Consider the following 21,493-nt stretch of genomic DNA (forward strand, 5'->3'; position numbering starts at 1 on the left):
GTGAACTTCTGCTCTAATGCGGGTGCAAAAGTAGAAATCTTTTTTGTTCCCACAAGGCTTTTAGCTTCTTTTTTTTGTGTTTTTTTTCATGTTTTTCTTAACTCTCTGATAACAAGGATTTAATATAAGAAAGTTTTTTACATCCCCCTAACCCCCTTCGAAAGGGGAATACTTTTTATTGTGCGTTTGCTTGTTGAATATATAAGTCATAGAAGTATTTTGTTACATATATATAGCGTGGTAAAAGTTCATAAAAGAGATTCGTGGGTGGATGAACTGGGCGCAACATCCCCCTAGCCCCCTTCGAAGGGGGAATTATTATACTTATATATATAGTGTAATTAGGTTTTCAGTTGTGGGCTTAACTGCGTTAAGTAATAGCCTACTTCGTAGGAGATGGCGGAATGACAAGTTCAAATTCAAGGGCAAAGTATTGCTCGCTTGGCGAGCCAGTGGGATGGTTATATGAAATAGAAGAAGTCTTGTCTAGCCCCGATGGGAGTGGAAATACTTTTGCTTTTTGTTGCCTTCGAATACCTCAGGCAACAAAAAGCAAAAAGATTGTAACGGACAGCGGGACCAAGAGTTTTATGAAATGCTAAAGGCTGCTTCTAATCTTTTTTAACATTATACCTTATATATATTGTATGGATTTTATTATTCGTTTATATTTGCACCTTATAAATTTTAAACAATGATAAAAGTTACTTTACCCGACGGGTCGGTTAAGGAGATGGCTCAAGGAGTTACTCCAATGGATGTTGCAAAAAGCATTAGTGAAGGTTTGGCTAGAAACGTGATTTCGGCTTCCTATAATGGTACCACTATTGAAACGACGACGACCTTAACGACGGACGGTACACTTATATTATATACATGGAATGACAAAGAGGGTAAAAAAGCTTTTTGGCATTCGACTTCGCACGTGATGGCGCAAGCTTTGGAAGAAATTTTCCCTGGAATTAAATTAACACTTGGACCTGCGATTGATAATGGTTTCTATTACGATGTGGATTTTGGTGATAAAAAAATTACGGATGCGGATTTCAAAAAGATTGAAGACCGTGTGTTAGAAATTTCGAGAGAGAAGCATGAATTTAAAATGCGTTCGGTTTCTAAAGCGGAAGCATTGGAGGTTTATAAAAATAATGAGTACAAAACCGAATTGATTTCGAATTTAGAAGACGGAACCATTACGTTCTGCGATCATTCGAACTTCTTTGATTTGTGTCGTGGTGGTCATATTCCGAATACAGGAATTATCAAAGCGATGAAAATTTTATCGGTAGCGGGTGCTTACTGGAGAGGTGATGAAAAGAACAAGCAGTTAACTCGTGTTTACGGAATTTCGTTCCCAAAACAAAAAGACTTAACAGATTACCTAGAATTATTAGAAGAAGCAAAACGTCGCGACCATAGAAAATTAGGAAAAGAATTAGAATTATTCCATTTTTCACAAAAAGTAGGTCAAGGTTTACCATTATGGTTACCAAAAGGAGCTGCTTTGCGCGATAGATTAGAGCAATTCTTGAAAAAAGCACAGAAAAAAGCAGGTTACGAGCAAGTAGTTACACCTCATATTGGAATGAAAGACTTGTATGTGACTTCTGGACACTATGCTAAATATGGTGCGGATAGTTTCCAACCGATTCATACTCCAGCGGAAGGCGAAGAGTTCTTGTTAAAACCAATGAACTGTCCACACCACTGTGAGATTTACAATGCAAGACCTTGGTCGTACAAAGATTTACCAAAGCGTTATGCTGAATTTGGAACAGTTTATCGTTACGAGCAATCGGGTGAATTACATGGATTGACTCGTGTTAGAGGATTTACTCAAGATGATGCACATATTTTCTGTACGCCTGATCAATTGGATGCGGAATTCAAAAATGTTATCGACTTAGTATTATATGTTTTTGGTTCGTTAGGATTTGAAAACTTTACAGCTCAGGTATCGGTTCGTGATTTAGATAATCCGGATAAATACATAGGTAGCGTTGAAAACTGGGAAAAAGCTGAAAATGCAATTATCAGTGCTGCGAAAGATAAAGGATTGAATTATGTGATTGAAGCTGGTGAAGCGGCTTTCTATGGTCCGAAATTGGATTTCATGGTGAAAGATGCTTTAGGCAGAAGTTGGCAACTAGGAACTATTCAAGTAGATTACAATTTACCAGAGCGTTTTGAATTATCTTATAAAGGTGCAGATGACAAGTTACATCGCCCAGTTATGATACACCGAGCGCCTTTTGGATCGATGGAACGTTTTATCGCAATTTTATTGGAACACACGGCAGGAAATTTCCCAATTTGGTTGATGCCTGAGCAAGCTATAATCTTGTCTTTGAGTGAGAAATATGAAAATTATGCGAAAAAAGTTTTAGATTTGCTAGAAAATCACGAAATTCGCGCCCTAATTGACAACCGAAATGAAACAATCGGTAAGAAAATTAGAGAAGCGGAGATGAACAAATATCCGTTTATGCTGATTGTTGGCGAGGAAGAAGAGAAAAACGGAACGATTTCTGTGAGACAACGCGGACAAGAAGGAAAAGGAAATATATCGGTTACTATTGAGCAATTTGCTGCAATGATAAACGAAGAAATCAATAAAACATTAAAACAATTTTAAGTTTAACTAAAATCTTAAAGCCATAGCAATTAGAAACAACAGAGGTTTTCAACCTCGCGAAGAGAAAAAAGCAGCGCACCGTATCAACAATTTGATTCGTGTTCCTGAAGTACGTTTAGTAGGCGAAAATATTGAGCCTGGAGTTTACAAAATAGCGGAAGCCCTTCGTTTAGCTGAAGAGCAAGAAGTTGATTTGGTAGAAATTTCTCCAAATGCTGAGCCACCCGTTTGTAAATTGATGGATTATGGTAAGTTTTTGTACCAACAAAAGAAGAGAGATAAAGAACTTAAAGCAAAATCGACTCAGATTGTAATTAAAGAGATCCGTTTTGGACCTCAAACAGATGAGCATGATTATGAGTTTAAGAAAAAGAACGCGATTAAATTTTTACAAGATGGTGCTAAATTAAAAGCATTTGTATTCTTTAAAGGGCGCTCGATTATCTACAAAGAGCAAGGACAAATTTTATTATTACGTTTGGCTCAAGAATTGGAAGAGTTTGGAAAAGTAGAAGCGATGCCAGTTTTAGAAGGAAAACGTATGATTATGTACATAGCTCCGAAGAAAAAAGGAAAATAAGAGATTGCCCAGCAAACTCTTTTGAAAAATAATAAGTAAGATAGATTATAAATACAGGAAGAAAATGCCTAAAATGAAAACAAAATCTAGTGCTAAGAAACGATTCAAAGTTACTGGCTCTGGAAAAATCAAGAGAAAACACGCTTTTAAAAGTCACATTTTGACTAAAAAATCTAAAAAGCGTAAATTAGCTTTAACTCACTCTACATTGGTTCACCCAACAGATGAGAGAAGCATTAAACAACAATTAAATTTAATTTAATCGTTGTTGGTTAAAACAATTTAGTAACCCTGGAGTGGGCTGAATGAAGAACAAAGTTAAAAGTACAAAGTATAAAGTATGATGTTCTACGTTTAAAAGTGTTGAGAAACCGCCTTACTGCAAAAAACATTTAAAATTATGCCAAGAGCAACAAATTCAGTAGCTACTAAAGCTAGAAAAAAAAGAGTATTAAAACAAGCCAAAGGTTTCTTTGGAAGACGTAAAAACGTTTGGACTGTAGCTAAAAACGCGGTAGAAAAAGCAATGGCTTATGCTTACCGTGATAGAAAACAAAACAAAAGAAATTTCCGTGCTTTATGGATTACGCGTATCAATGCTGGTGCACGTTTACATGGTATGAGTTATTCTCAATTTATGGGGAAAGTAAAAGCTAACAATATCGAATTGAACCGTAAAGTTCTTGCTGATTTAGCTATGAATCACCCAGCTGCTTTCACAGCTATCGTTAACAAAATTAAATAATTACGTCTAACTCAGTTTATCTTACTTATATATCAAACCCCGATGAAAATCGGGGTTTTTTATTTGTAATAAGTTTGATTGTGGGCACGGAATGCAATTCCGCGCAAGCGGGCGGTTTTTTATTCACAATGTGCACATAGTAAATTATATGTACTTATTGAACCACCAACTTGTCTACTTTTAAAATATTCTTTTTCTATTTTTACTTTAGTATCAAAATCATAGCAATTCAATTCATTACTTTTATTACAAGTCGAAAAAATATAATACGGCATTTTGCAACAAATCCAATTATTATTTGGTTCAATTTTAATAATACCTTTTTTGATTAAGGATTCTATTTCTTTTTGATTTTTTTTCTTACTTAAAGGTTTTTCAAAATCATAGAAAATTACATCTAAACCATTAATTTTTTTATAAATAAAATCATTTTTGATTCGAAAAGGAATACAAGATTCTGTTAATTCAATAATTCTGCCAGATCTTCCTATTTCTTGAGTACAAATCAAAAGTTTACTTTCTTTATTTTTAAGATTTAAAATTGTATCACATATTTTTTTAGAGTTAATTACAAAATTTGAAAGCGATTCTAAATTATCAATTGTCTTTATTCCTTTCCTTTCTGAATTATTACAAGAAAAAAATAAAAATATTATGAAGAGTACTATTGTGATAATTGGTATTTTTTTTGACATTTTTTTGAATTAAAATTACCATTCGCTTAACGTATTATCAAATATAAGAAATTTAATTCAAAACATTAAAAACCTTCCTAAAACACAATCATTTATTATTCCTCAGAATTCAATACCTTTACACTTTAAAAATACTACTTTGAATACAACCAAAACCATAACCGGCTTTCATCCGAAAAACAAACACCACGGCAAATACGATTTCAAAACTTTAATTGCAGCAAATCCTGATTTAGCACCATTTGTTGCGGTGAATGAATATGGAATGGAAACGATTGATTTCGCGAATCCTGATGCGGTGAAAATGTTGAACAAAGCCTTGTTGTTACATTATTATGGTTTGAAAAATTGGGATATTCCAAAAGGATTTCTTTGTCCGCCTATTCCAGGACGTGCAGAATATATTCATCAAGTTGCCGATATTTTAGAAGATACATATGGCACGCTTCAAACGAAACATAAAATTCGCATTTTAGATATCGGAATTGGAGCGAATTGTATTTATCCTATAATTGGCGTTTCAGAATACGATTGGCGTTTTGTTGGTAGCGAAGTCGACAAACAAGCTTTTGAAGCGGCTCAGGAAAACATCAATTCGAATCAGAAATTAAAAGAAAACGTTGCGTTGCGATTGCAAACTTCAAAACGAAACATTTTCAAGAATATCATTCTTCCAGAAGATCAATTTGATATGACGATTTGTAATCCGCCATTTCATAGTTCGAAAGAAGAAGCGAATAAAGGCACGATTCGAAAAAACAAGAATTTAGGTATTGAAGATTCGAAAAAACCTACGTTAAACTTTGGTGGTGTAAATAACGAGTTGTGGTGCGAAGGTGGCGAATTAGCGTTCATCAGTAATATGATTTATGAAAGTGTGCATTTTAAAGCGCAAGTAAAATGGTTTTCGTCGTTAGTTTCGAAAAAGGATAATTTGAAACCGTTGCTTTCACATCTTAAAAAAGTAAAAGCTACGTACGAAATTACAGAAATGAAACACGGAAATAAAGTGAGTAGAATTTTGTTTTGGACGTTTAAGGAGTAAAAAAAAATTAAATGTTTCTATAGTTCTCGATACATTTTGTCTTTATAAATCTAAGGATTTACAAAGACAAAACACTCGAATTGACGAAAGAAAAAATAATTAATAAAGAACATTATGCAGGAATTACATAGGCTTTTAGATCAATTAGAATCGGATATTTTGTCTTTTGAGAAAGTGAATTTAGCGGTTTCTTCGGGAAGTGTGGGTTGGCATATTGCGCATAGTTTAAAAACGATTGACCAAATTGTTACGGCTTGTAAACATTCGAACCCGTCGGAATATCAATGGCATTTTAATTTTAAACGCTTTTTGATTATGTCAGTAGCGAAAAAGATTCCAAGAGGAAAAGCAAAAGCTCCAAAAATCGTAAGACCTGAAGGTGATATTTCTCCTGAAACTTTGGCTTTAAGTTTAGAAAAAGTGAGAGAAAATATTAAGGATTGGAAAAGTTTGGATAAAAATGCTCATTTTCCGCATCCGTTTTTTGGAATTTTAAATAAGAAAGAGACGGAAAAATTCTTGATATTACACACCAGACATCATGTAATGATTATAAAGGATATCCTCAAAAGTTAGTTCCTTTTATAAATCTCCTAATAAAACATCGTCTTCTTCATTATCGTTTTTATGTAATTTAGAAGTAAAAAAAGCATATTCTCTATATATCATAAATTGAAATATGATATAAAAAACGGTATTGAAAATCCAAATATCAATATGAGGATTTTCAATTAAAACCAATTCTAGATTCCCATAAAGAAAAATAGACACACTACAAAGAAGGTATAAAATCAATCCAATTGAAAAATTATAGTAATAATGTACCTTATCCATTTCTTTATAAATGAAATAAAAAGCATATACAACTAAAATAAAGGATGTTGCTATAATTTCGTATTCATTAAACCTCCAAAACAAACTCGGGTCAAAAATGTACATGACTACTAAAATCGTCATTTGAATTAGATAAACAAACAAGATAATTTTACTTATAAAATTACTTCCAATAAGTTTATGATAGAGATAACTCAAAAAAGTAAATTGAAAAATAAAATAGAAGTGCGAGATAAAAAAATTAGCATTGGGTTTTAGAATTCCAATAACATGACAAGCTACTTCAATAATAGAAAGAGTAACTAAATAAATTAAAAAAACATTTGAAATTTGTTTTTTAATCTGACTATTTCTCAAAAAAAGAATCGTATTGAAAACTAAAAAAAATAATCCCAATAGACTAATAACAAAAGAAAATAAATATTTGTTTTCCATAGAAATTAGGTTTTTAGTTTTTTCTTTCTAGCCGCTGGAAACAATACGTTATTTAAAATCAGACGATAGCCTGGAGAGTTTGGATGTAAATCTAAAACCGTTGGCGCATCTCCTACTCTATGTTGGTAATCTTCTGGATCGTGACCGCCATAAAACGTAAACATTCCTTTTCCTTTAGTTCCATGAATGTAACGTGCTTCTCCATTAATTTTACATTCGCCCATCACTAAAACATTCGATTTTATTTTTTCAGCATTAAAAGCAGTGGTTTGTCCCATAAAACCTTTTACTAATTGCGTATGATTTTGGCACAACATGGTAGGAATTGGATCCCATTTTGCCGAATATTCCATCAAAGTGAAGTAGTCTTTATCCATAGAAAAAGCGCCTTTTCCGTGTTGCTCTGTAGTATCAATATCGGAAAATTCGTAAACCATTGGATTACGAACTAAAGTATAATCTTTGAAAGCAAACGTACTGGTGTAATCAATTTTAGCTTGATAATTAGCTTCTGAATCATCACCATCAAACATAGGTTCACAAATATCAACACCTTCCGCTGAAAGCGCAATATCAAAACTATCGGTTGCGGAACACATCGCAAACATAAATCCGCCACCAATTACAAAATCTCTAATTTTTTTAGCTACCGCTAGCTTTTCTTCTGAAACTTTATTGTAGCCTAACTTTTTAGCCAAGGCTTCTGCATCAGCTTTTTGTTGAATGTACCAAGGAGTGCTTCTGTAATTTCCAAAAAACTTCCCATATTGTCCAGTAAAATCCTCGTGATGTAAATGCAACCAATCATATAACAATAATTGGTCGGACAACACTTCTTCATCATAAATTTCGGTGTAAGGAATTTCGGCATACGTTAATACCATCGTTACAGCATCGTCCCAAGGTTGTTTTCCTTTTGGAGTATAAACCGCAATTTTTGGAGCTTTTTCTAGCACAACCGTTTCCATATTTTGAGATGGCGAACTGATATCTTCTAAAATTGAATTTGCAGCGGCATCCGATAAAACTTCAAAAGTTACACCTCGAATTTGACATTCTTTTCGAATCTCGGGTGCATCGGGTAATAAAAAAGAACCTCCTCTATAATTTAACAACCAACTTACTTTGTAACTTTTATCTAAAGCCCAATAGGTAATTCCGTATGCTTTTAAGTGATTTTGTTGACCTCCGGCTTCCATTGGTAATAAAACAAAAGAAGCTCTACTCGAAAACGAGCAAAGTAAAAACAATACAAAAAACAAGTGAAGGCCTTTAAATTTCATGGTTAACAAATATCAATGCACTAATTTATAACATTTCTAACAAATATCATTTATCGAAATGTTAAAGTCGTACCCCCGTAAAAATACCTGGTTACCCCCGTAAAAATACCTGGTTTGAAAATCAGGTATTTTTACTCTTACACAGGAATATTTTTTGCTTTAGTTTTGACATGTATCAAAATAATAGAAAAGATGAACACAAACAGTAGTAATTTATCGTTAATAAACTCGAAAGAAATGAAATTGTTAAAAAGAATCGGATATATAGTACTTATTATTACTATCCTGGTGTATTTTGTTTTAGTTTTTCAATTCTGTAGAACTTATTAATTACAGTAGCAAGAACAGAAATTAAGACTCAATATCAGTATTAGAGTCTTCTAAGTTTATGATTTTGTTTTGTATGGCAAAAATGACTAATCCTGCCATATTTTTAGAGTTTGTTTTTAACAAAAGGTTATTTCTGTGACCATCAACTGTTCTCGTACTTAGGCTTAGCATTTCTCCAATTTCAGCCGAACTGTATTGTTTGCATATCAATTCCAATACTTCTTTTTCTCTTTCTGTTAAGAAATCTTCATCTAAAACGGTTCTTGAAGTCGCATTTGAAATCATGTTTTGATGAATTACTTCCATCACGATTTCGTTGTAATAAAATCCTTTTTGAGCTACTTCATTAACAGTTTTAATCATATCAACTGGTGAAGCATTTTTAACTAAATACGATGCCGCTCCCACGTTAATCATATTCGCAATAAAGGATTTCGTATTGTAACTCGTTAAGGCTATGATTCTTATTCCTGGAAATTCTTTGTGAATGAGTTTGGTTGCTTCCACTCCGTTTAATAATGGCATTTTTAAATCCATCATAATGATATCGGGAAGTTCGGTGGATGTTTTTAGGTGCTCAACTAACTCACTGCCATTGGAAGCTTCGAAAATAATTTCAAAATTAGGCTCGCGCTGAAGCAAGAAATAGATTCCTTTTCTGAATAGCTCTTCATCGTCCGCTAAAATAATTTTAATTTTATTTTCCATTAGTTGAAATTAAACACCATTTTTACTCCTTCATTTGGCTTTGAAGTGAAATTGAAATCTCCTCCTAAGAAGTTAATTCTACTTTCAATGTTCTTCATCCCCAAACCTTTTTGATTTTCTTCACTTGAACTATCAAAACCCAATCCATTATCAATATAAGTACAGGTTTTTCGGTTATCGAAATTAGTAAATTGGATTGAAATTTCAGTTGCTTTTCCGTGTCGAAGCGAATTATTTAACAATTCTTGAAGAATGCGAAATATATGTAAATGTTTTTCAACAGGATAGCTTTCGAAGTCAATTTGGTTTTCGTACGAAACTTTAACAGTTTTGGTGCTATTAAACTCTTCTACGAGTTCTTCAATTCCGGCATGAAGTCCAAATTTCTCTAAAACTGGTGGTAATAAGTCGTGCGCAATACGTCGAGAATTTTCTAAAGCTTTTTGAGTTAATTCGATGATATTATTGGTAATTTCTAATTGTTCTGTTTCGTTTAGATTGGGAGTTTTCAATAAATGGCTATTTAAAGAAACAACATTAAGTTTTGAACTAATATCATCATGCAAATCTTGAGCTATTCGTTTACGTTCTTCTTCTTGGGTAATTAAAACCGAGTTAAGAAGTTCTTTTTGATGGTCAATTTCTAAGTTTTTCTTATCTACTTCAATTTGAACGATTTTCTTTCTAGAAAAATAGAAAAATAAAATCAGTACCAAAAACATGGATATAAAAGCAAGTAATATGAAAAATACTCCTTGAATTATTTCGCTATTTTCTAAATTAATTGCGTTCATATTTATTAAAATAAATTAATTTCCATTGATAAAAGAAAAATGCAAATTTTATATATTGTAATGTAATGTTTATATTAACCATCAAATCATTTATAGTATCTTCAATATCAAAAATAACAACTAACCTATACAATAAGAAAATAAAAGTACTTGTGAATAAATAAAACAATAAGCCAACATTACCATAATAAAATTCAGATTTTTCGCCCAAATTATTATATAAATGCATACTCGAATAAATAATCAAAGGCATCGTAGTTAAATACGTTTCAAAAAGATTATACTCAAAAAACAAATTTGGGTTAATAAGATATCGCGATAATAAAAATATTGGAAGTACAATCAGTAGTATATAAACTGTAAATAACTGCGCTCTTGTTTTTAACAATAAAGAAAAAAAGTAACTTAAGATTACAAATTGGAACAATTCATAAAAATGGTGCATAAAAACATTATAAATTCTGAACCAGCTATATAAATTTGAGCTAACATAATCTATAGAAAGAACTCCAATTAAATAAATAGTAAAAATCTTATAGGCTTTTCCATGCTTAAAAAAGCCTATAAGATAAAGTAAGCATAATATTGCTGAAGTAATGTATAAATAAGTTGAGGGTTTCAATATTATTTACTATGGATTATAAAGAGGACTCGTTGGATCACAATTTTTAGGACAAGGTTGAGTTGAATCATAAATTAAGTGACTATCATCTATTAAATCTTTACCATCTGCATCTACTCCTACAAACATTAATTTTTGTGTTCCTGTTTCATCTACTCCCATGTAAGCTCTAACATTAACAACTCCTTCTGTTGCTAATAATTCTGTTAAGGCTTCGCCTGGAATCCAATGACCTTTTGCTAAATCTTTTGGAGGGTTAGTTCTCCATGATGTTGCCCATGCTTTGGCTACATCGAGAGTAATTGTAAAATCTGACATATTTTGAGGTTTTTTATAATTGAAATATAAATGTAGTAAAAAAAGTAATAAAAAAAACAGGCTGATGGCCTGTTTTTAACATTTTATCTAATTTTCTTAAAAAGGAACATCCGAATCATCGTCATAAGAGTTCATCGTACTTCCGAAAGCTTCATTTGGTGTTGGTAAATTTGGAGTAATAAAAGGATTATTATCATCCAAATTCATCTTAGACGGAAGTGCGTCAAAAGGCGTACTAAAATCGTCTAAGTTGTCAAACTTACCTAAACTTCCTACGAATTTCAATCGGATATTATCCAAACCTCCATTACGGTGTTTTGCTACGATAAATTCGGCTTGACCTTGTGTTGGCGAACGTTCTTCGTCATCCCATTCGTCAATTTTATAATATTCTGGACGGTAAATGAACGACACGATATCGGCATCTTGCTCAATCGCTCCAGACTCCCTCAAATCGGAAAGTAAAGGACGTTTACTAGATCCACGTGTTTCCACCGCACGCGATAACTGAGAAAGTGCAATTACTGGAACGTTCAACTCTTTTGCTAATGCTTTTAAGTTTCGAGAAATAGTTGAAATTTCTTGTTCACGATTTCCGCCTCCTTTTCCATTTCCACCTGCTGTCATCAACTGAAGGTAATCGATTACAATCATTTTGATTCCATATTGAGATGAAAGTCGTCTTGCTTTTGCACGTAAATCAAAAATCGATAACGATGGTGTATCATCAATAAACAAAGGAGCTTTTTCTAAGTCTTTAACTTTAATAGACAATTGCTCCCATTCATGTTTTTCTAATTTTCCTGTTCTTAATTTTTCCGATGACAATCCTGTTTCAGACGAAATCAAACGTGTAATTAACTGTACAGATGACATCTCTAATGAGAAAAATGCTACTGGCGCACCATAATCGATAGCCATATTTCGAGCCATTGATAAGGTGAAAGCCGTTTTACCCATACCAGGACGAGCTGCCACAATAATTAAATCGGAAGGTTGCCAACCCGAAGTCAATTTATCCAAATCGTGAAAACCTGTTGGAATTCCACTCAAACCTTCTTTGCCTGCAATTTCTTCAATTCGCTTTTTGGCTTGAATTACCAAACTTTGTGCGGTTTCCGAACTACGTTTGATATTTCCTTGCGTTACTTCGTATAATTTGGATTCGGCTTTATCTAATAAATCGAATACATCTGTTGATTCATCATACGATTCTTCAATTATTTCGCTTGAAATTTTAATTAAACTTCTTTGGATAAATTTTTGAAGAATAATACGTGAATGAAACTCAATATGAGCAGAAGATGATATCTTTTGCGTTAGCTGAATCAAGTAAAAATCACCACCTGAAAGTTCTAGTTTTCCGTTTTTCTTTAATTGAGCCGAAACGGTTAATAAGTCAATAGGCTGTGTTTCGTTAAACAACTGAACAATAGCCTCAAAAATGTACTTGTGCGCGTCTTTATAAAAGGCATCTGGTTGTAAAATATCAATTACTTCATCTACCCCTTTTTTATCAATCATCATAGCGCCAAGTACCGCTTCTTCTAGGTCTAACGCCTGAGGAGGTAGTTTTCCTTTTTCCAAATTGATAATAGTAGTTTTATCTACTTTTATCGGGTTCATATTTCTGACATTTTCCATATTGCGAAGTTAACCAAAATTTACAAAAAAACGTTTTGAGTTCTTAATACCCAACTGTTAATAACTCAAATTTATTGTTGATAAGCCAAAAAAAATCCGAAACTTATGGCTTCGGATTTTTATTTATATTTGGAAACAAGTGATTACTCTTTGAATTCACCCATTTTGCTATATTTATCCATTCGTTGTGCCACCAAATCTTTTGTTGATAAATCTTTTAACTCATTAAAAGCTTTAGTTACATACTCAGCAACCGATTTAAATGTAGTTTCTTTGTCGTAGTGAGCACCACCAAGCGGTTCTGGAATAATATCATCTATTAAACCTTGTTTTTTCATATCAAATGAAGTTAATTTCAAGGCTTCAGCAGCTTGCTCTTTGTATTCCCAACTTCTCCATAAAATTGATGAACATGATTCTGGAGAAATTACAGAATACCATGTGTTTTCTAACATATATACTCTATCGCCAACTCCAATTCCTAATGCTCCACCCGAAGCTCCTTCTCCAATAATAATTGAAATAATAGGAGTTTTCAAACGAGCCATTTCGAAAATATTTCTTGCAATAGCTTCACCTTGACCTCGCTCTTCCGCTTCTAAACCTGGATAAGCTCCTGGAGTGTCGATTAATGTTAATACAGGAATATTGAATTTCTCTGCCATTTTCATTAAACGTAATGCTTTTCTGTACCCTTCAGGATTTGCCATCCCGAAGTTTCTGTATTGACGCATTTTAGTATTAATACCTTTTTGCTGTCCAATAATCATGAACGATTGTCCGTTGATTTGACCTAATCCACCAATCATCGCTTTGTCATCTTTGAAACTTCTGTCTCCAAAAAGTTCTAAAAACGTTCCTTTAGTAATATTAGTAATATGTTCTAATGTATAAGGACGATTGGGATGACGTGATAACTGTACACGTTGCCAAGCCGTAAGGTTTTTGTATATTTTTTTCTTAGTTTCTTCTAATTTCTTCTCAATTTGCTTACATGTGTTAGACACATCAACATCTGATTCTTGACCAATGATTTGACATTTATCTAATTGGTCTTCAAGCTCTTTAATTGGTAATTCAAAATCTAAATATTCCATAATCGGTTTATTAGGGTTTGTGTTTGTTGTGACAAAGATAAAATTTTCAATTAACTTTAGTAAACTTATCGTTAATTAGTTGTTACTTTTTTATAACTTTTTGCAATTCCATTAGCTATAACAGTGGCTAATATTATAAGCGCACCTACATAAAACAAAGATGTCATTTCTTCACCATCTTTAAATATTAGTAACGCTAAAATGATTCCGTAAATAGGCTCTAAATTGATAGTTAACATTACCGTAAAGGGACTCAAGAATTTCATCACTTTTACTGATGCTGAAAATGCATAAGCTGTACAAATGGAAGATAGCAAGAACAACCAAATCAGGTCGTTTACAGAAAGTGCAAAGAAAGCAGGCGTAAAACTTCCAGCAAAAAACAAGTAAATGCTGATGAAGAAAACACCGCTCGATAATTCGTAAAGCGAAATGATATTCGGATCGTATTCTTTAGCATATTTTCCATTAATAACAGAAAATAAAGCCGATAAAAACGCAGAAGAAACGGCTAAATAAATTCCTGTTTTGTATTTAGTTTCTACATTAAAAATAATTCCCAATCCTATTACCACAATTACACCGAAAAGCAATTCGTACCAAATAATTTTTCTTTTGTGAATAATGGGTTCTAAAATGGAAGCAAAAAAGGCTCCTGTTGACAAACAAGCTAATGTAATTGAAACATTGGAAACTTTAATTGCTTGGTAAAATGTAAGCCAATGGGCTGCAATGATAATTCCGGAAACGATAAATCCAACAAGTACATTGAATGGAACTTTCATTTTCTCTTTATTAAAAAGCACTACAAAAGTCATGATGACTGATGCAAAAAGCATGCGGTACCAAACTAAATCTAAGGCTTCCAAAGAAATTAACTTTCCAAGAATGGCTGTAAATCCCCATATAAATACAATTACATGAAGATGTAAGTAGCTTTTTAAGTTATCGTTTTGCATTGCGTAGTAAATAAGCTGCTAAGATTCCGAAAACAATATTAGGAAACCAAACAGCTAATAATGGAGGAATACTAGATTTTTCTGCTAAGGTTCCGAAAACTTTATCAAAGAAAATAAACGTAAAAGCAATAACTATACCGATAGCAAGATTAACTCCCATTCCTCCTCTTCGCTTCATAGAAGAAACAGCAACAGCAATAATAGTTAAAATAAATGCAGAAATTGGTAAACTAAATTTTTTATGAAATACTACTAAGTACGTATTAATGTTTGCATTACCTCTCTCTCTTTCTTTATTTATGAAAGCATTTAATTGTCCTATTGTCATAGTTTCGGCAACATAAACTACAGGAGTTAAATCATCAGGTTCAAAATCATATTCTTTAGTGATTTTTTCACTAGAAGTTATTTGATCATCGTTTTCTCCAACAATTCTTTGGTTATAGTTAAACAGCATATATCGTTTTGTAACATCGTTATAACGAATTCGATTAGCAGTTACTTTTTCAACCAAAACATTATCTCTAAATTTTTCAAAAGTAAAATTAAAACCTGTTTGCGATAAATAGTTGTAATTACTTACATAGATATTTTCTTCTATTTTACCCTCTTTTTTTATTTGTCTGAAAATATCCGAAGTTTCGCGTGTTTTATTATTGTTCCCCTTTAAATATTCGTATCTAAAATCATTAAATCCTTTACTTGCTTTTGGCACCAAAAAGAAACCCATAATTAAAGCAAAAATAGAAACGATTATTGCACCAAATATAAAAGGACGAAGAAATCTAGAAAATGAAATTCCTGAACTTAAAATAGCAATAATTTCAGTGTTGTTGGCTAATTTGGAAGTAAACCAAATAATAGATAAAAACAAGAAAATTGGAAACAATAAATTGGCAAAGTATATCGTAAAATCTCCATAATATACAAGAACAGCAGATAACGGAACTTTCCGCTCAATCATTCTGTTTACTTTTTCAGATACATCAATAGTAATTCCAATAGGAATAAAAAGTATTAACATTACTGAAAATGTTACCAGATAGCGCTTTAATATGTATTTATCTATTATTTTCATTTTATAATTTAGAAGTTAGAATTTAGAATTTAGAATAATGAATACTTAAATTTTCTTCAAATTTCTAAATTCTGAATTCCAAATTTATAATCGTTGACTCATTTGAATCACCATTTTATCTTTCCATTCTCTAAATGTTCCGGCAATAATTTGTCTTCTTGCTTCACGAACTAACCACATGTAAAAACCTAAATTATGAATAGTAGCAATTTGTTTAGCCAAAAATTCATCAGCAGCAAACAAGTGTCTAAGATACGCTTTTGAATATTCAGTATCTACCCAAGTGTGTCCCATTTCGTCAATTGGCGAAAAATCGGCTTCCCACTTTTTGTTTTTCATATTCATTGTTCCATGCGCTGTAAACAACATTCCGTTTCTGGCGTTACGTGTTGGCATCACACAATCAAACATATCAATTCCTAACGCAATATTCTCTAAAATATTGATTGGCGTTCCTACACCCATTAAATATCTAGGTTTATCTTCTGGAAGAATTGCGGTTACTACTTCCGTCATAGCGTACATTTCTTCTGCTGGTTCTCCCACAGAAAGACCGCCAATTGCGTTTCCTTGAGCACCTGCATTTGCAATATATTCTGCCGATTGTTCTCTTAAATCTTTATACGTACTTCCTTGAACAATTGGAAAAAATGTTTGTTCGTAACCGTATTTAAATGGTAATTTTTCTAAATGATTGATACATCTGTCTAACCAACGATGTGTCATGTGCATCGAACGTTTTGCATAACGGTAATCACATGGATACGGTGTACATTCGTCAAAAGCCATGATAATATCAGCGCCAATAGTACGTTGAATTTCCATTACATTTTCAGGTGAAAAGAAATGGTACGAACCATCAATATGCGATTTAAACTTAACCCCTTCTTCTTTAATTTTTCTATTTGAAGAAAGAGAATACACTTGATATCCACCTGAATCGGTTAAGATATTTCTATCCCAATTCATAAATTTATGCAAACCTCCAGCCGCTTCTAAAATTTTGGTTTGAGGTCTTAAATATAAATGATAGGTATTTCCTAAAATAATATCTGGATTAATATCGTCTCTTAGCTCACGTTGGTGCACTCCTTTAACAGAAGCTACGGTTCCTACGGGCATAAAAATTGGGGTTTCTATAACACCGTGATCGGTTGTTATTTTTCCAGCTCTGGCTTTACTTTTTGGGTCTTTGGTAATTAAATCAAACTTCATATTGTGCTTTTACGAACGGCAAAGATAATTTATTTTAGAATTTAGAAATTGGAATTTAGAATTATTTATGATTAACACTCATTATTAATAACTTCTAACAAAATGATTTGTACCGCCAAAAAAATAAAATTACTTTTGCATCCAATTAACATACATATATCTTTTTATAATGTCTAACACGCAACAACTACAAGATTTTACAACACAAGTTCGAAGAGATATTCTTCGTATGGTTCATGCCGTAAATTCAGGTCACCCAGGAGGTTCTTTGGGATGTGCTGAGTTTTTGGTTACCCTTTACCAAGACGTTATGAAACGTAACGAAGGTTTTGATATGAACGGAATTGGTGAGGATTTATTCTTCTTATCAAACGGACATATTTCTCCTGTTTTCTATAGTGTTTTAGCTAGAAGCGGTTACTTTCCAGTAGCAGAATTAGCGACTTTCAGAAAATTAAATTCTAGATTACAAGGTCACCCAACGACTCATGAAGGTTTACCTGGAGTTCGTATGGCATCGGGTTCATTAGGACAAGGTTTATCGGTTGCTATTGGTGCTGCGCAAGCTAAAAAATTGAATAACGATAACCATTTGGTTTTTGCTCTTTTAGGTGATGGTGAATTACAAGAAGGACAAAACTGGGAAGCAATTATGTATGCTTCAGCAAAAAAAGTAGACAACTTAATTGCAACAATCGACTTAAACGGAAAGCAAATTGACGGAACTACAGACGAAGTTTTGGCAATGGGAAGCGTAAAAGCAAAGTTTGAAGCATTCGATTGGATTGTTTTAGAAATCAAAGAAGGAAACAACATTGACGCTATCAAAGCTGGTTTGACTGATGCAAAATCGAAATCAGGTAACGGAAAACCGGTTTGTATTTTATTGCATACCGAAATGGGTAATGGTGTAGATTTTATGATGCACACACACGCTTGGCATGGTAAAGCGCCAAATGATGAGCAATTAGCAAAAGCGTTAGAACAAAATGTTGAAACTTTAGGAGACTACTAGAATTATGAAAAAATATATCAACCAAGGCAGTAAAGATACCCGTTCAGGTTTTGGAGCTGGAATGACAGAATTAGGTCAAAAAAATGAAAACGTAGTAGCACTTTGTGCGGATTTAATTGGATCATTAAAATTTGATGATTTCAAGAAAAACCACCCAGAGCGTTTCTTCCAAATCGGAATTGCTGAAGCAAACATGATTGGAATTGCAGCTGGATTAACGATTGGTGGGAAAATTCCTTTCACAGGAACTTTCGCTAACTTTTCTACAGGAAGAGTGTATGATCAAATTCGTCAATCGGTAGCGTATTCAGATAAGAATGTGAAAATTTGTGCTTCTCACGCGGGATTAACTCTAGGAGAAGACGGAGCAACTCACCAAATCTTAGAAGATATTGGTTTGATGAAAATGTTACCTGGAATGACAGTTATCAACACTTGCGATTACAACCAAACGAAAGCAGCTACAATTGCTTTAGCAGATCATCATGGTCCTGCTTATTTACGTTTTGGCCGCCCAGTAGTACCTAACTTTATGCCAGCTGATGAGCCTTTCGTAATTGGAAAAGCGATTATGTTAAACGAAGGAACAGATGTTACGATTATCGCAACTGGACATTTAGTTTGGGAAGCATTAGTTGCAGCTGAAGCTTTAGAAGCAAAAGGTATTTCGGCAGAAGTAATTAACATTCACACTATTAAACCGTTAGACGAAGAAGCTATTTTAAAATCGGTGAAGAAAACAGGTTGTGTGGTTACAGCGGAAGAACACAACATCATTGGTGGTTTAGGAGAAAGCGTTTCTAGAACTTTAGTTCAAAACCACTTAGTACCACAAGAATTTGTCGCAGTGAATGACAGCTTTGGAGAAAGTGGAACACCAGACCAATTAATGGAAAAATACAAATTAAACAATCAAGCGATTGTAGAAGCTGTAGAAAGAGTTATTAAAAGAAAGTAATATTCTTTAAATTTATATAGAAATCCCCAAGCAATTGGGGATTTTTTTTATAGAATTTGTAAATATTTTTTATATTTAAAAGACGCAACTCAGTAGCGTATATAAACAAGTTAGCGGTAATGCGCTAAAATTGCGAACAAAAAACAAAAATAAAATGAAAAAAATATCTTATATCTTTTTACTGTGTTCTTCCTTCTTTTTAAATAGTTCATTTTCTCAAAATAATCAAAATGCACAAGATATATTTAAAGAAAATCTAGCCGTTTTTGAAAAGCTAGCAAATGGCGAAGATGCAAACCTAAATTCATTTTATGAAGCGAGAGGATTTTTAATTAGAATTACAGGTATTAGTTATGAAATGGAAAAATCTTTTGATATGCCAATTCTCCCTCCTCAACAAACGTTAAACGAATGGAAAACCTGGTTCGAAAAAAATAAAGAACGCTTATACTGGCATAAAAGAAAAAAAGAAGTAAGAGTCAAAAATAAATAATTGAATCAAATAAGCACTACCGCTAACAGCAGTTTGTGATACATTACTAAACAATATCCAACAAAAATAATGAGACTATTTTACTTCACCACATTACTAATTTTATTAAGTTCTATTTCATTTGCACAATCTTTAGATTGTAAAAAAATGCATGTTGGAAAATTTGAATTAGTATCCGAAACATCTGGTACAACTATTATAGAGCGTAATAAAAACACCCAGACGGAAACAAACAAAACTATGAACATAAGAACCAGTTATGATCTAGTTTGGACTAGCGAATGTTCCTACGAATTAAGAAACAGAAAAGTGCTAGAAGGCACTTCTAAGTTTGTAATGAAACCAACTGATGTAATTCGTGTTGAAATAATTAAAATAGAAGGCAAGAAATTAACTGTAAAAATAACATCCAACTTTAGTGATAAGGTAGCGGAAGTTGAAATCAGTAAAATCTAAAAAACTAAATTGATATAAAAAAAGTCCTAATTTTAATGAAATTAGGACTTTTTTTACAACTTATCTACAACTACTATCTAAGTGTCTTCTTAATCTTGTTGGTGAAAGATAATCATTAGAACAACTAGGAATACCTTTTCTATCGTCATATGGCGTTAGAGGATCATCTGTTGCAGCACCATTAAACGGATAGTAATAATATGTAGTGATTTCATTTGGAGGAGTTCCTGTTACCACAGGAAATCTAACTTCATATTTAGTCAAAGTTCCATCTCCATCATCATCAACATCTAAAAAATTTGGAACTCTATCACCATCCAAGTCGTCATTAAAGAAATCACCATCACCATTAGTGTCCTCGTATTTACCTAAAACTCTATCTCGTTCATGATCTCTTTCTTTTCTTGCTAATAATCGTATTTGAAAAGCAATTGGAGAATAAGACGCAATATATGTACTTCCTGAATTAAAATAAGCTAATCCAGAAGGAATAAAAACGATAAGATTACCAGCATTTACATAGGAAACCGAACCATCACTATTTACAACAGATGATGCAGCTGTTTTCATTTTAGTTAATATTTGTCTGAATCCAGAAATAGCTTCACTAGCATCTGGATAAGAAAACCACAAACCTACATTGTTTTGGTCAAAAACTTCATTTACTAAATTCCATCCCTTATAAGAAACAAGTGTAGAATCAATAGTAATTGGATTTGTTCCACCACCTTCATTTAACAAAATATAATATAATTTATAATCTACTTGATCTTTAGACACATAATCTGATGCTAAGCTAGCTTTCACATCATTTTTTACGGTTATTGATTGTAAAGGATATGCCGTTTGATCCCAAATTGATGTTTGAGTTCCATCTTCAGGAATTTTTGTAACTGTAGCATTTAGGTTAGCGTCAAGCTCTAAATAGTTTGTTTTTAAATATTCTTCTATCTCAACAATATCTTCATCATAAACTTCCTGAAAATCTCTAATTGGCGTAGAGTTTACTCCATCATCAGACTTACAAGAAAAGAAAGCGGAAACGAATGTTAATAAAAGGGCTATTTTTAAAAGACTTCTCATTATTGTAAAATTTATAGGGCGCAAGATACAATTTTCATTTATTTTTGTAGAAATATTAACATGGTTTTTTGAATTATATTATGCGAATAGATAAACTTTTATGGTGTTTACGATATTATAAGACCCGAAGTATAGCTACAGAAGCTGTAAAAAAAGGACATATAACCGTTAATGGACAGGTGGCAAAGGCATCAAGAGAGGTTTTTGCTATGGATAAAATTACACTTCGAAAAGACCAAATCAACTATAAATTAACCATTTTAGATGTCCCTCAAAATCGTTTGGGCGCTAAATTGTTAGACATGTATCGCAAAGACGAAACTCCAAAAGAAGCTTTTGAACATTTAGAATTACTAAAATTATCTAAAGAACACTACAGAGCTAATGGAACGGGGCGTCCTACTAAAAAAGAGCGTAGAGATATCGACGACTATTTAGATGATAATACCGAAACTGAAGAAATTGAATAAG

The 21,493-nt window shown here is 32.7% G+C and carries 23 protein-coding genes; 11 read left to right on the forward strand and 12 right to left on the reverse strand.

Annotated features, from left to right (window positions below; translation table 11 throughout):
- Window positions 1–694: 694 nt before the first annotated feature.
- The 4 genes from thrS (at window position 695) to rplT (ending at window position 3,960) form a co-directional block, all read left to right on the forward strand.
- Window positions 695–2,635: a threonine--tRNA ligase gene (gene thrS, locus IM755_RS11770; protein ID WP_194097099.1), complete on the forward strand. Its 1,941-nt coding sequence runs from the start codon at window positions 695–697 to the stop codon at window positions 2,633–2,635.
- A 28-nt stretch (window positions 2,636–2,663) separates the two neighbouring features.
- Window positions 2,664–3,215: a translation initiation factor IF-3 gene (gene infC, locus IM755_RS11775; RefSeq protein WP_317172460.1), complete on the forward strand. Its 552-nt coding sequence runs from the start codon at window positions 2,664–2,666 to the stop codon at window positions 3,213–3,215.
- A gap of 64 nt (window positions 3,216–3,279) precedes the next feature.
- The gene (gene rpmI / locus IM755_RS11780; protein ID WP_194097101.1) at window positions 3,280–3,477 is read left to right on the forward strand and encodes a 50S ribosomal protein L35; all 198 of its coding nucleotides are present in this window, start codon (window positions 3,280–3,282) and stop codon (window positions 3,475–3,477) included.
- A gap of 138 nt (window positions 3,478–3,615) precedes the next feature.
- The gene (rplT, locus tag IM755_RS11785; protein ID WP_026726128.1) at window positions 3,616–3,960 is read left to right on the forward strand and encodes a 50S ribosomal protein L20; all 345 of its coding nucleotides are present in this window, start codon (window positions 3,616–3,618) and stop codon (window positions 3,958–3,960) included.
- Window positions 3,961–4,079: 119 nt separating this feature from the next.
- Here rplT and IM755_RS11790 read toward each other — a convergent pair whose 3' ends face one another.
- A complete protein-coding gene (locus IM755_RS11790) occupies window positions 4,080–4,655 on the reverse strand; it encodes a hypothetical protein (RefSeq protein ID WP_194097103.1) in 576 nt (191 codons plus the stop codon).
- Between the two features lie 139 nt (window positions 4,656–4,794).
- Here IM755_RS11790 and rlmF point away from each other — a divergent pair, with 139 nt between their 5' ends.
- Together rlmF and IM755_RS11800 are read left to right on the forward strand one after the other, a co-directional pair.
- Window positions 4,795–5,700 carry a 23S rRNA (adenine(1618)-N(6))-methyltransferase RlmF gene (gene rlmF / locus IM755_RS11795; protein ID WP_194097105.1) on the forward strand — a complete coding sequence of 302 codons (906 nt, stop codon included), beginning with the start codon at window positions 4,795–4,797 and terminating at the stop codon, window positions 5,698–5,700.
- A 114-nt stretch (window positions 5,701–5,814) separates the two neighbouring features.
- Window positions 5,815–6,276: a DUF1569 domain-containing protein gene (locus tag IM755_RS11800; RefSeq protein ID WP_194097107.1), complete on the forward strand. Its 462-nt coding sequence runs from the start codon at window positions 5,815–5,817 to the stop codon at window positions 6,274–6,276.
- Window positions 6,277–6,282: 6 nt separating this feature from the next.
- Here IM755_RS11800 and IM755_RS11805 read toward each other — a convergent pair whose 3' ends face one another.
- The 10 genes from IM755_RS11805 to tgt all read right to left on the reverse strand — a co-directional run bounded on the left by IM755_RS11805 (window position 6,283) and on the right by tgt (window position 17,017).
- Window positions 6,283–6,969 carry a hypothetical protein gene (locus IM755_RS11805; RefSeq protein ID WP_194097109.1) on the reverse strand — a complete coding sequence of 229 codons (687 nt, stop codon included), beginning with the start codon at window positions 6,967–6,969 and terminating at the stop codon, window positions 6,283–6,285.
- A gap of 5 nt (window positions 6,970–6,974) precedes the next feature.
- Window positions 6,975–8,252, reverse strand: a complete 1,278-nt coding sequence (locus IM755_RS11810; RefSeq protein ID WP_194097111.1) for an asparagine synthetase B — start codon at window positions 8,250–8,252, stop codon at window positions 6,975–6,977.
- Between the two features lie 351 nt (window positions 8,253–8,603).
- Window positions 8,604–9,290 (reverse strand): response regulator transcription factor, encoded by a 687-nt coding sequence (locus IM755_RS11815; RefSeq protein ID WP_194097113.1) that lies wholly within the window; start codon window positions 9,288–9,290, stop codon window positions 8,604–8,606.
- Window positions 9,290–10,084 (reverse strand): sensor histidine kinase, encoded by a 795-nt coding sequence (locus IM755_RS11820; RefSeq protein ID WP_194097115.1) that lies wholly within the window; start codon window positions 10,082–10,084, stop codon window positions 9,290–9,292. Before IM755_RS11820 ends, IM755_RS11815 begins: the two co-directional genes overlap by 1 nt.
- Window positions 10,085–10,715: 631 nt before the next feature.
- Entirely contained in the window at window positions 10,716–11,024 is a 309-nt protein-coding gene (locus tag IM755_RS11825; RefSeq protein WP_194097117.1) for a hypothetical protein, read from the reverse strand.
- Window positions 11,025–11,120: 96 nt separating this feature from the next.
- Complete coding sequence (gene dnaB / locus IM755_RS11830) at window positions 11,121–12,668, reverse strand: replicative DNA helicase (RefSeq protein WP_194097119.1); 1,548 nt, start codon at window positions 12,666–12,668, stop codon at window positions 11,121–11,123.
- A 143-nt stretch (window positions 12,669–12,811) separates the two neighbouring features.
- Window positions 12,812–13,765, reverse strand: a complete 954-nt coding sequence (locus IM755_RS11835) for an acetyl-CoA carboxylase carboxyltransferase subunit alpha (RefSeq protein WP_194097121.1) — start codon at window positions 13,763–13,765, stop codon at window positions 12,812–12,814.
- Window positions 13,766–13,836: 71 nt separating this feature from the next.
- A complete protein-coding gene (locus IM755_RS11840) occupies window positions 13,837–14,724 on the reverse strand; it encodes a DMT family transporter (RefSeq protein WP_194097123.1) in 888 nt (295 codons plus the stop codon).
- The gene (locus IM755_RS11845) at window positions 14,711–15,802 is read right to left on the reverse strand and encodes an LptF/LptG family permease (protein WP_194097125.1); all 1,092 of its coding nucleotides are present in this window, start codon (window positions 15,800–15,802) and stop codon (window positions 14,711–14,713) included. Before IM755_RS11845 ends, IM755_RS11840 begins: the two co-directional genes overlap by 14 nt.
- Before the next feature lie 84 nt (window positions 15,803–15,886).
- Window positions 15,887–17,017 (reverse strand): tRNA guanosine(34) transglycosylase Tgt, encoded by a 1,131-nt coding sequence (tgt, locus tag IM755_RS11850; protein ID WP_194097127.1) that lies wholly within the window; start codon window positions 17,015–17,017, stop codon window positions 15,887–15,889.
- Window positions 17,018–17,183: 166 nt separating this feature from the next.
- On the opposite strand from tgt, the gene IM755_RS11855 reads away from it, so the two are divergent.
- The 4 genes from IM755_RS11855 to IM755_RS11870 all read left to right on the forward strand — a co-directional run bounded on the left by IM755_RS11855 (window position 17,184) and on the right by IM755_RS11870 (window position 19,939).
- Window positions 17,184–18,032, forward strand: coding sequence for a transketolase (locus IM755_RS11855; RefSeq protein ID WP_194097360.1), 849 nt, complete (start codon window positions 17,184–17,186; stop codon window positions 18,030–18,032).
- A 4-nt stretch (window positions 18,033–18,036) separates the two neighbouring features.
- The gene (locus IM755_RS11860) at window positions 18,037–18,990 is read left to right on the forward strand and encodes a transketolase family protein (protein ID WP_194097129.1); all 954 of its coding nucleotides are present in this window, start codon (window positions 18,037–18,039) and stop codon (window positions 18,988–18,990) included.
- A gap of 154 nt (window positions 18,991–19,144) precedes the next feature.
- Window positions 19,145–19,483, forward strand: a complete 339-nt coding sequence (locus IM755_RS11865) for a hypothetical protein (RefSeq protein WP_194097131.1) — start codon at window positions 19,145–19,147, stop codon at window positions 19,481–19,483.
- A gap of 69 nt (window positions 19,484–19,552) precedes the next feature.
- The gene (locus IM755_RS11870; RefSeq protein WP_194097133.1) at window positions 19,553–19,939 is read left to right on the forward strand and encodes a hypothetical protein; all 387 of its coding nucleotides are present in this window, start codon (window positions 19,553–19,555) and stop codon (window positions 19,937–19,939) included.
- 60 nt (window positions 19,940–19,999) lie between these two features.
- Here the strand turns inward: IM755_RS11870 and IM755_RS11875 are convergent, their stop codons facing one another.
- The gene (locus IM755_RS11875; protein ID WP_194097136.1) at window positions 20,000–21,022 is read right to left on the reverse strand and encodes an FKBP-type peptidyl-prolyl cis-trans isomerase; all 1,023 of its coding nucleotides are present in this window, start codon (window positions 21,020–21,022) and stop codon (window positions 20,000–20,002) included.
- 80 nt (window positions 21,023–21,102) lie between these two features.
- On the opposite strand from IM755_RS11875, the gene IM755_RS11880 reads away from it, so the two are divergent.
- Window positions 21,103–21,492, forward strand: a complete 390-nt coding sequence (locus IM755_RS11880; protein WP_194097138.1) for an RNA-binding S4 domain-containing protein — start codon at window positions 21,103–21,105, stop codon at window positions 21,490–21,492.
- Window position 21,493 lies beyond the last annotated feature (1 nt).

The organism is Flavobacterium proteolyticum (assembly GCF_015223105.1).
Classification (GTDB): Bacteria; Bacteroidota; Bacteroidia; order Flavobacteriales; family Flavobacteriaceae; genus Flavobacterium; species Flavobacterium proteolyticum.

Bases quoted from the DNA above. Each gene is read 5' to 3' on its own strand.
- IM755_RS11845 (WP_194097125.1), bottom strand. From the start codon at position 15,802: ATGAAAATAATAGATAAATACATATTAAAGCGCTATCTGGTAACATTT.
- IM755_RS11810 (WP_194097111.1), bottom strand. From the start codon at position 8,252: ATGAAATTTAAAGGCCTTCACTTGTTTTTTGTATTGTTTTTACTTTGC.
- IM755_RS11870 (WP_194097133.1), top strand. From the start codon at position 19,553: ATGAGACTATTTTACTTCACCACATTACTAATTTTATTAAGTTCTATT.
- IM755_RS11815 (WP_194097113.1), bottom strand. From the start codon at position 9,290: ATGGAAAATAAAATTAAAATTATTTTAGCGGACGATGAAGAGCTATTC.
- IM755_RS11800 (WP_194097107.1), top strand. From the start codon at position 5,815: ATGCAGGAATTACATAGGCTTTTAGATCAATTAGAATCGGATATTTTG.
- thrS (WP_194097099.1), top strand. From the start codon at position 695: ATGATAAAAGTTACTTTACCCGACGGGTCGGTTAAGGAGATGGCTCAA.
- rpmI (WP_194097101.1), top strand. From the start codon at position 3,280: ATGCCTAAAATGAAAACAAAATCTAGTGCTAAGAAACGATTCAAAGTT.
- tgt (WP_194097127.1), bottom strand. From the start codon at position 17,017: ATGAAGTTTGATTTAATTACCAAAGACCCAAAAAGTAAAGCCAGAGCT.
- IM755_RS11840 (WP_194097123.1), bottom strand. From the start codon at position 14,724: ATGCAAAACGATAACTTAAAAAGCTACTTACATCTTCATGTAATTGTA.
- IM755_RS11825 (WP_194097117.1), bottom strand. From the start codon at position 11,024: ATGTCAGATTTTACAATTACTCTCGATGTAGCCAAAGCATGGGCAACA.
- rplT (WP_026726128.1), top strand. From the start codon at position 3,616: ATGCCAAGAGCAACAAATTCAGTAGCTACTAAAGCTAGAAAAAAAAGA.
- dnaB (WP_194097119.1), bottom strand. From the start codon at position 12,668: ATGGAAAATGTCAGAAATATGAACCCGATAAAAGTAGATAAAACTACT.
- IM755_RS11790 (WP_194097103.1), bottom strand. From the start codon at position 4,655: ATGTCAAAAAAAATACCAATTATCACAATAGTACTCTTCATAATATTT.
- IM755_RS11875 (WP_194097136.1), bottom strand. From the start codon at position 21,022: ATGAGAAGTCTTTTAAAAATAGCCCTTTTATTAACATTCGTTTCCGCT.
- IM755_RS11865 (WP_194097131.1), top strand. From the start codon at position 19,145: ATGAAAAAAATATCTTATATCTTTTTACTGTGTTCTTCCTTCTTTTTA.
- IM755_RS11860 (WP_194097129.1), top strand. From the start codon at position 18,037: ATGAAAAAATATATCAACCAAGGCAGTAAAGATACCCGTTCAGGTTTT.
- IM755_RS11820 (WP_194097115.1), bottom strand. From the start codon at position 10,084: ATGAACGCAATTAATTTAGAAAATAGCGAAATAATTCAAGGAGTATTT.
- IM755_RS11835 (WP_194097121.1), bottom strand. From the start codon at position 13,765: ATGGAATATTTAGATTTTGAATTACCAATTAAAGAGCTTGAAGACCAA.
- IM755_RS11805 (WP_194097109.1), bottom strand. From the start codon at position 6,969: ATGGAAAACAAATATTTATTTTCTTTTGTTATTAGTCTATTGGGATTA.
- IM755_RS11880 (WP_194097138.1), top strand. From the start codon at position 21,103: ATGCGAATAGATAAACTTTTATGGTGTTTACGATATTATAAGACCCGA.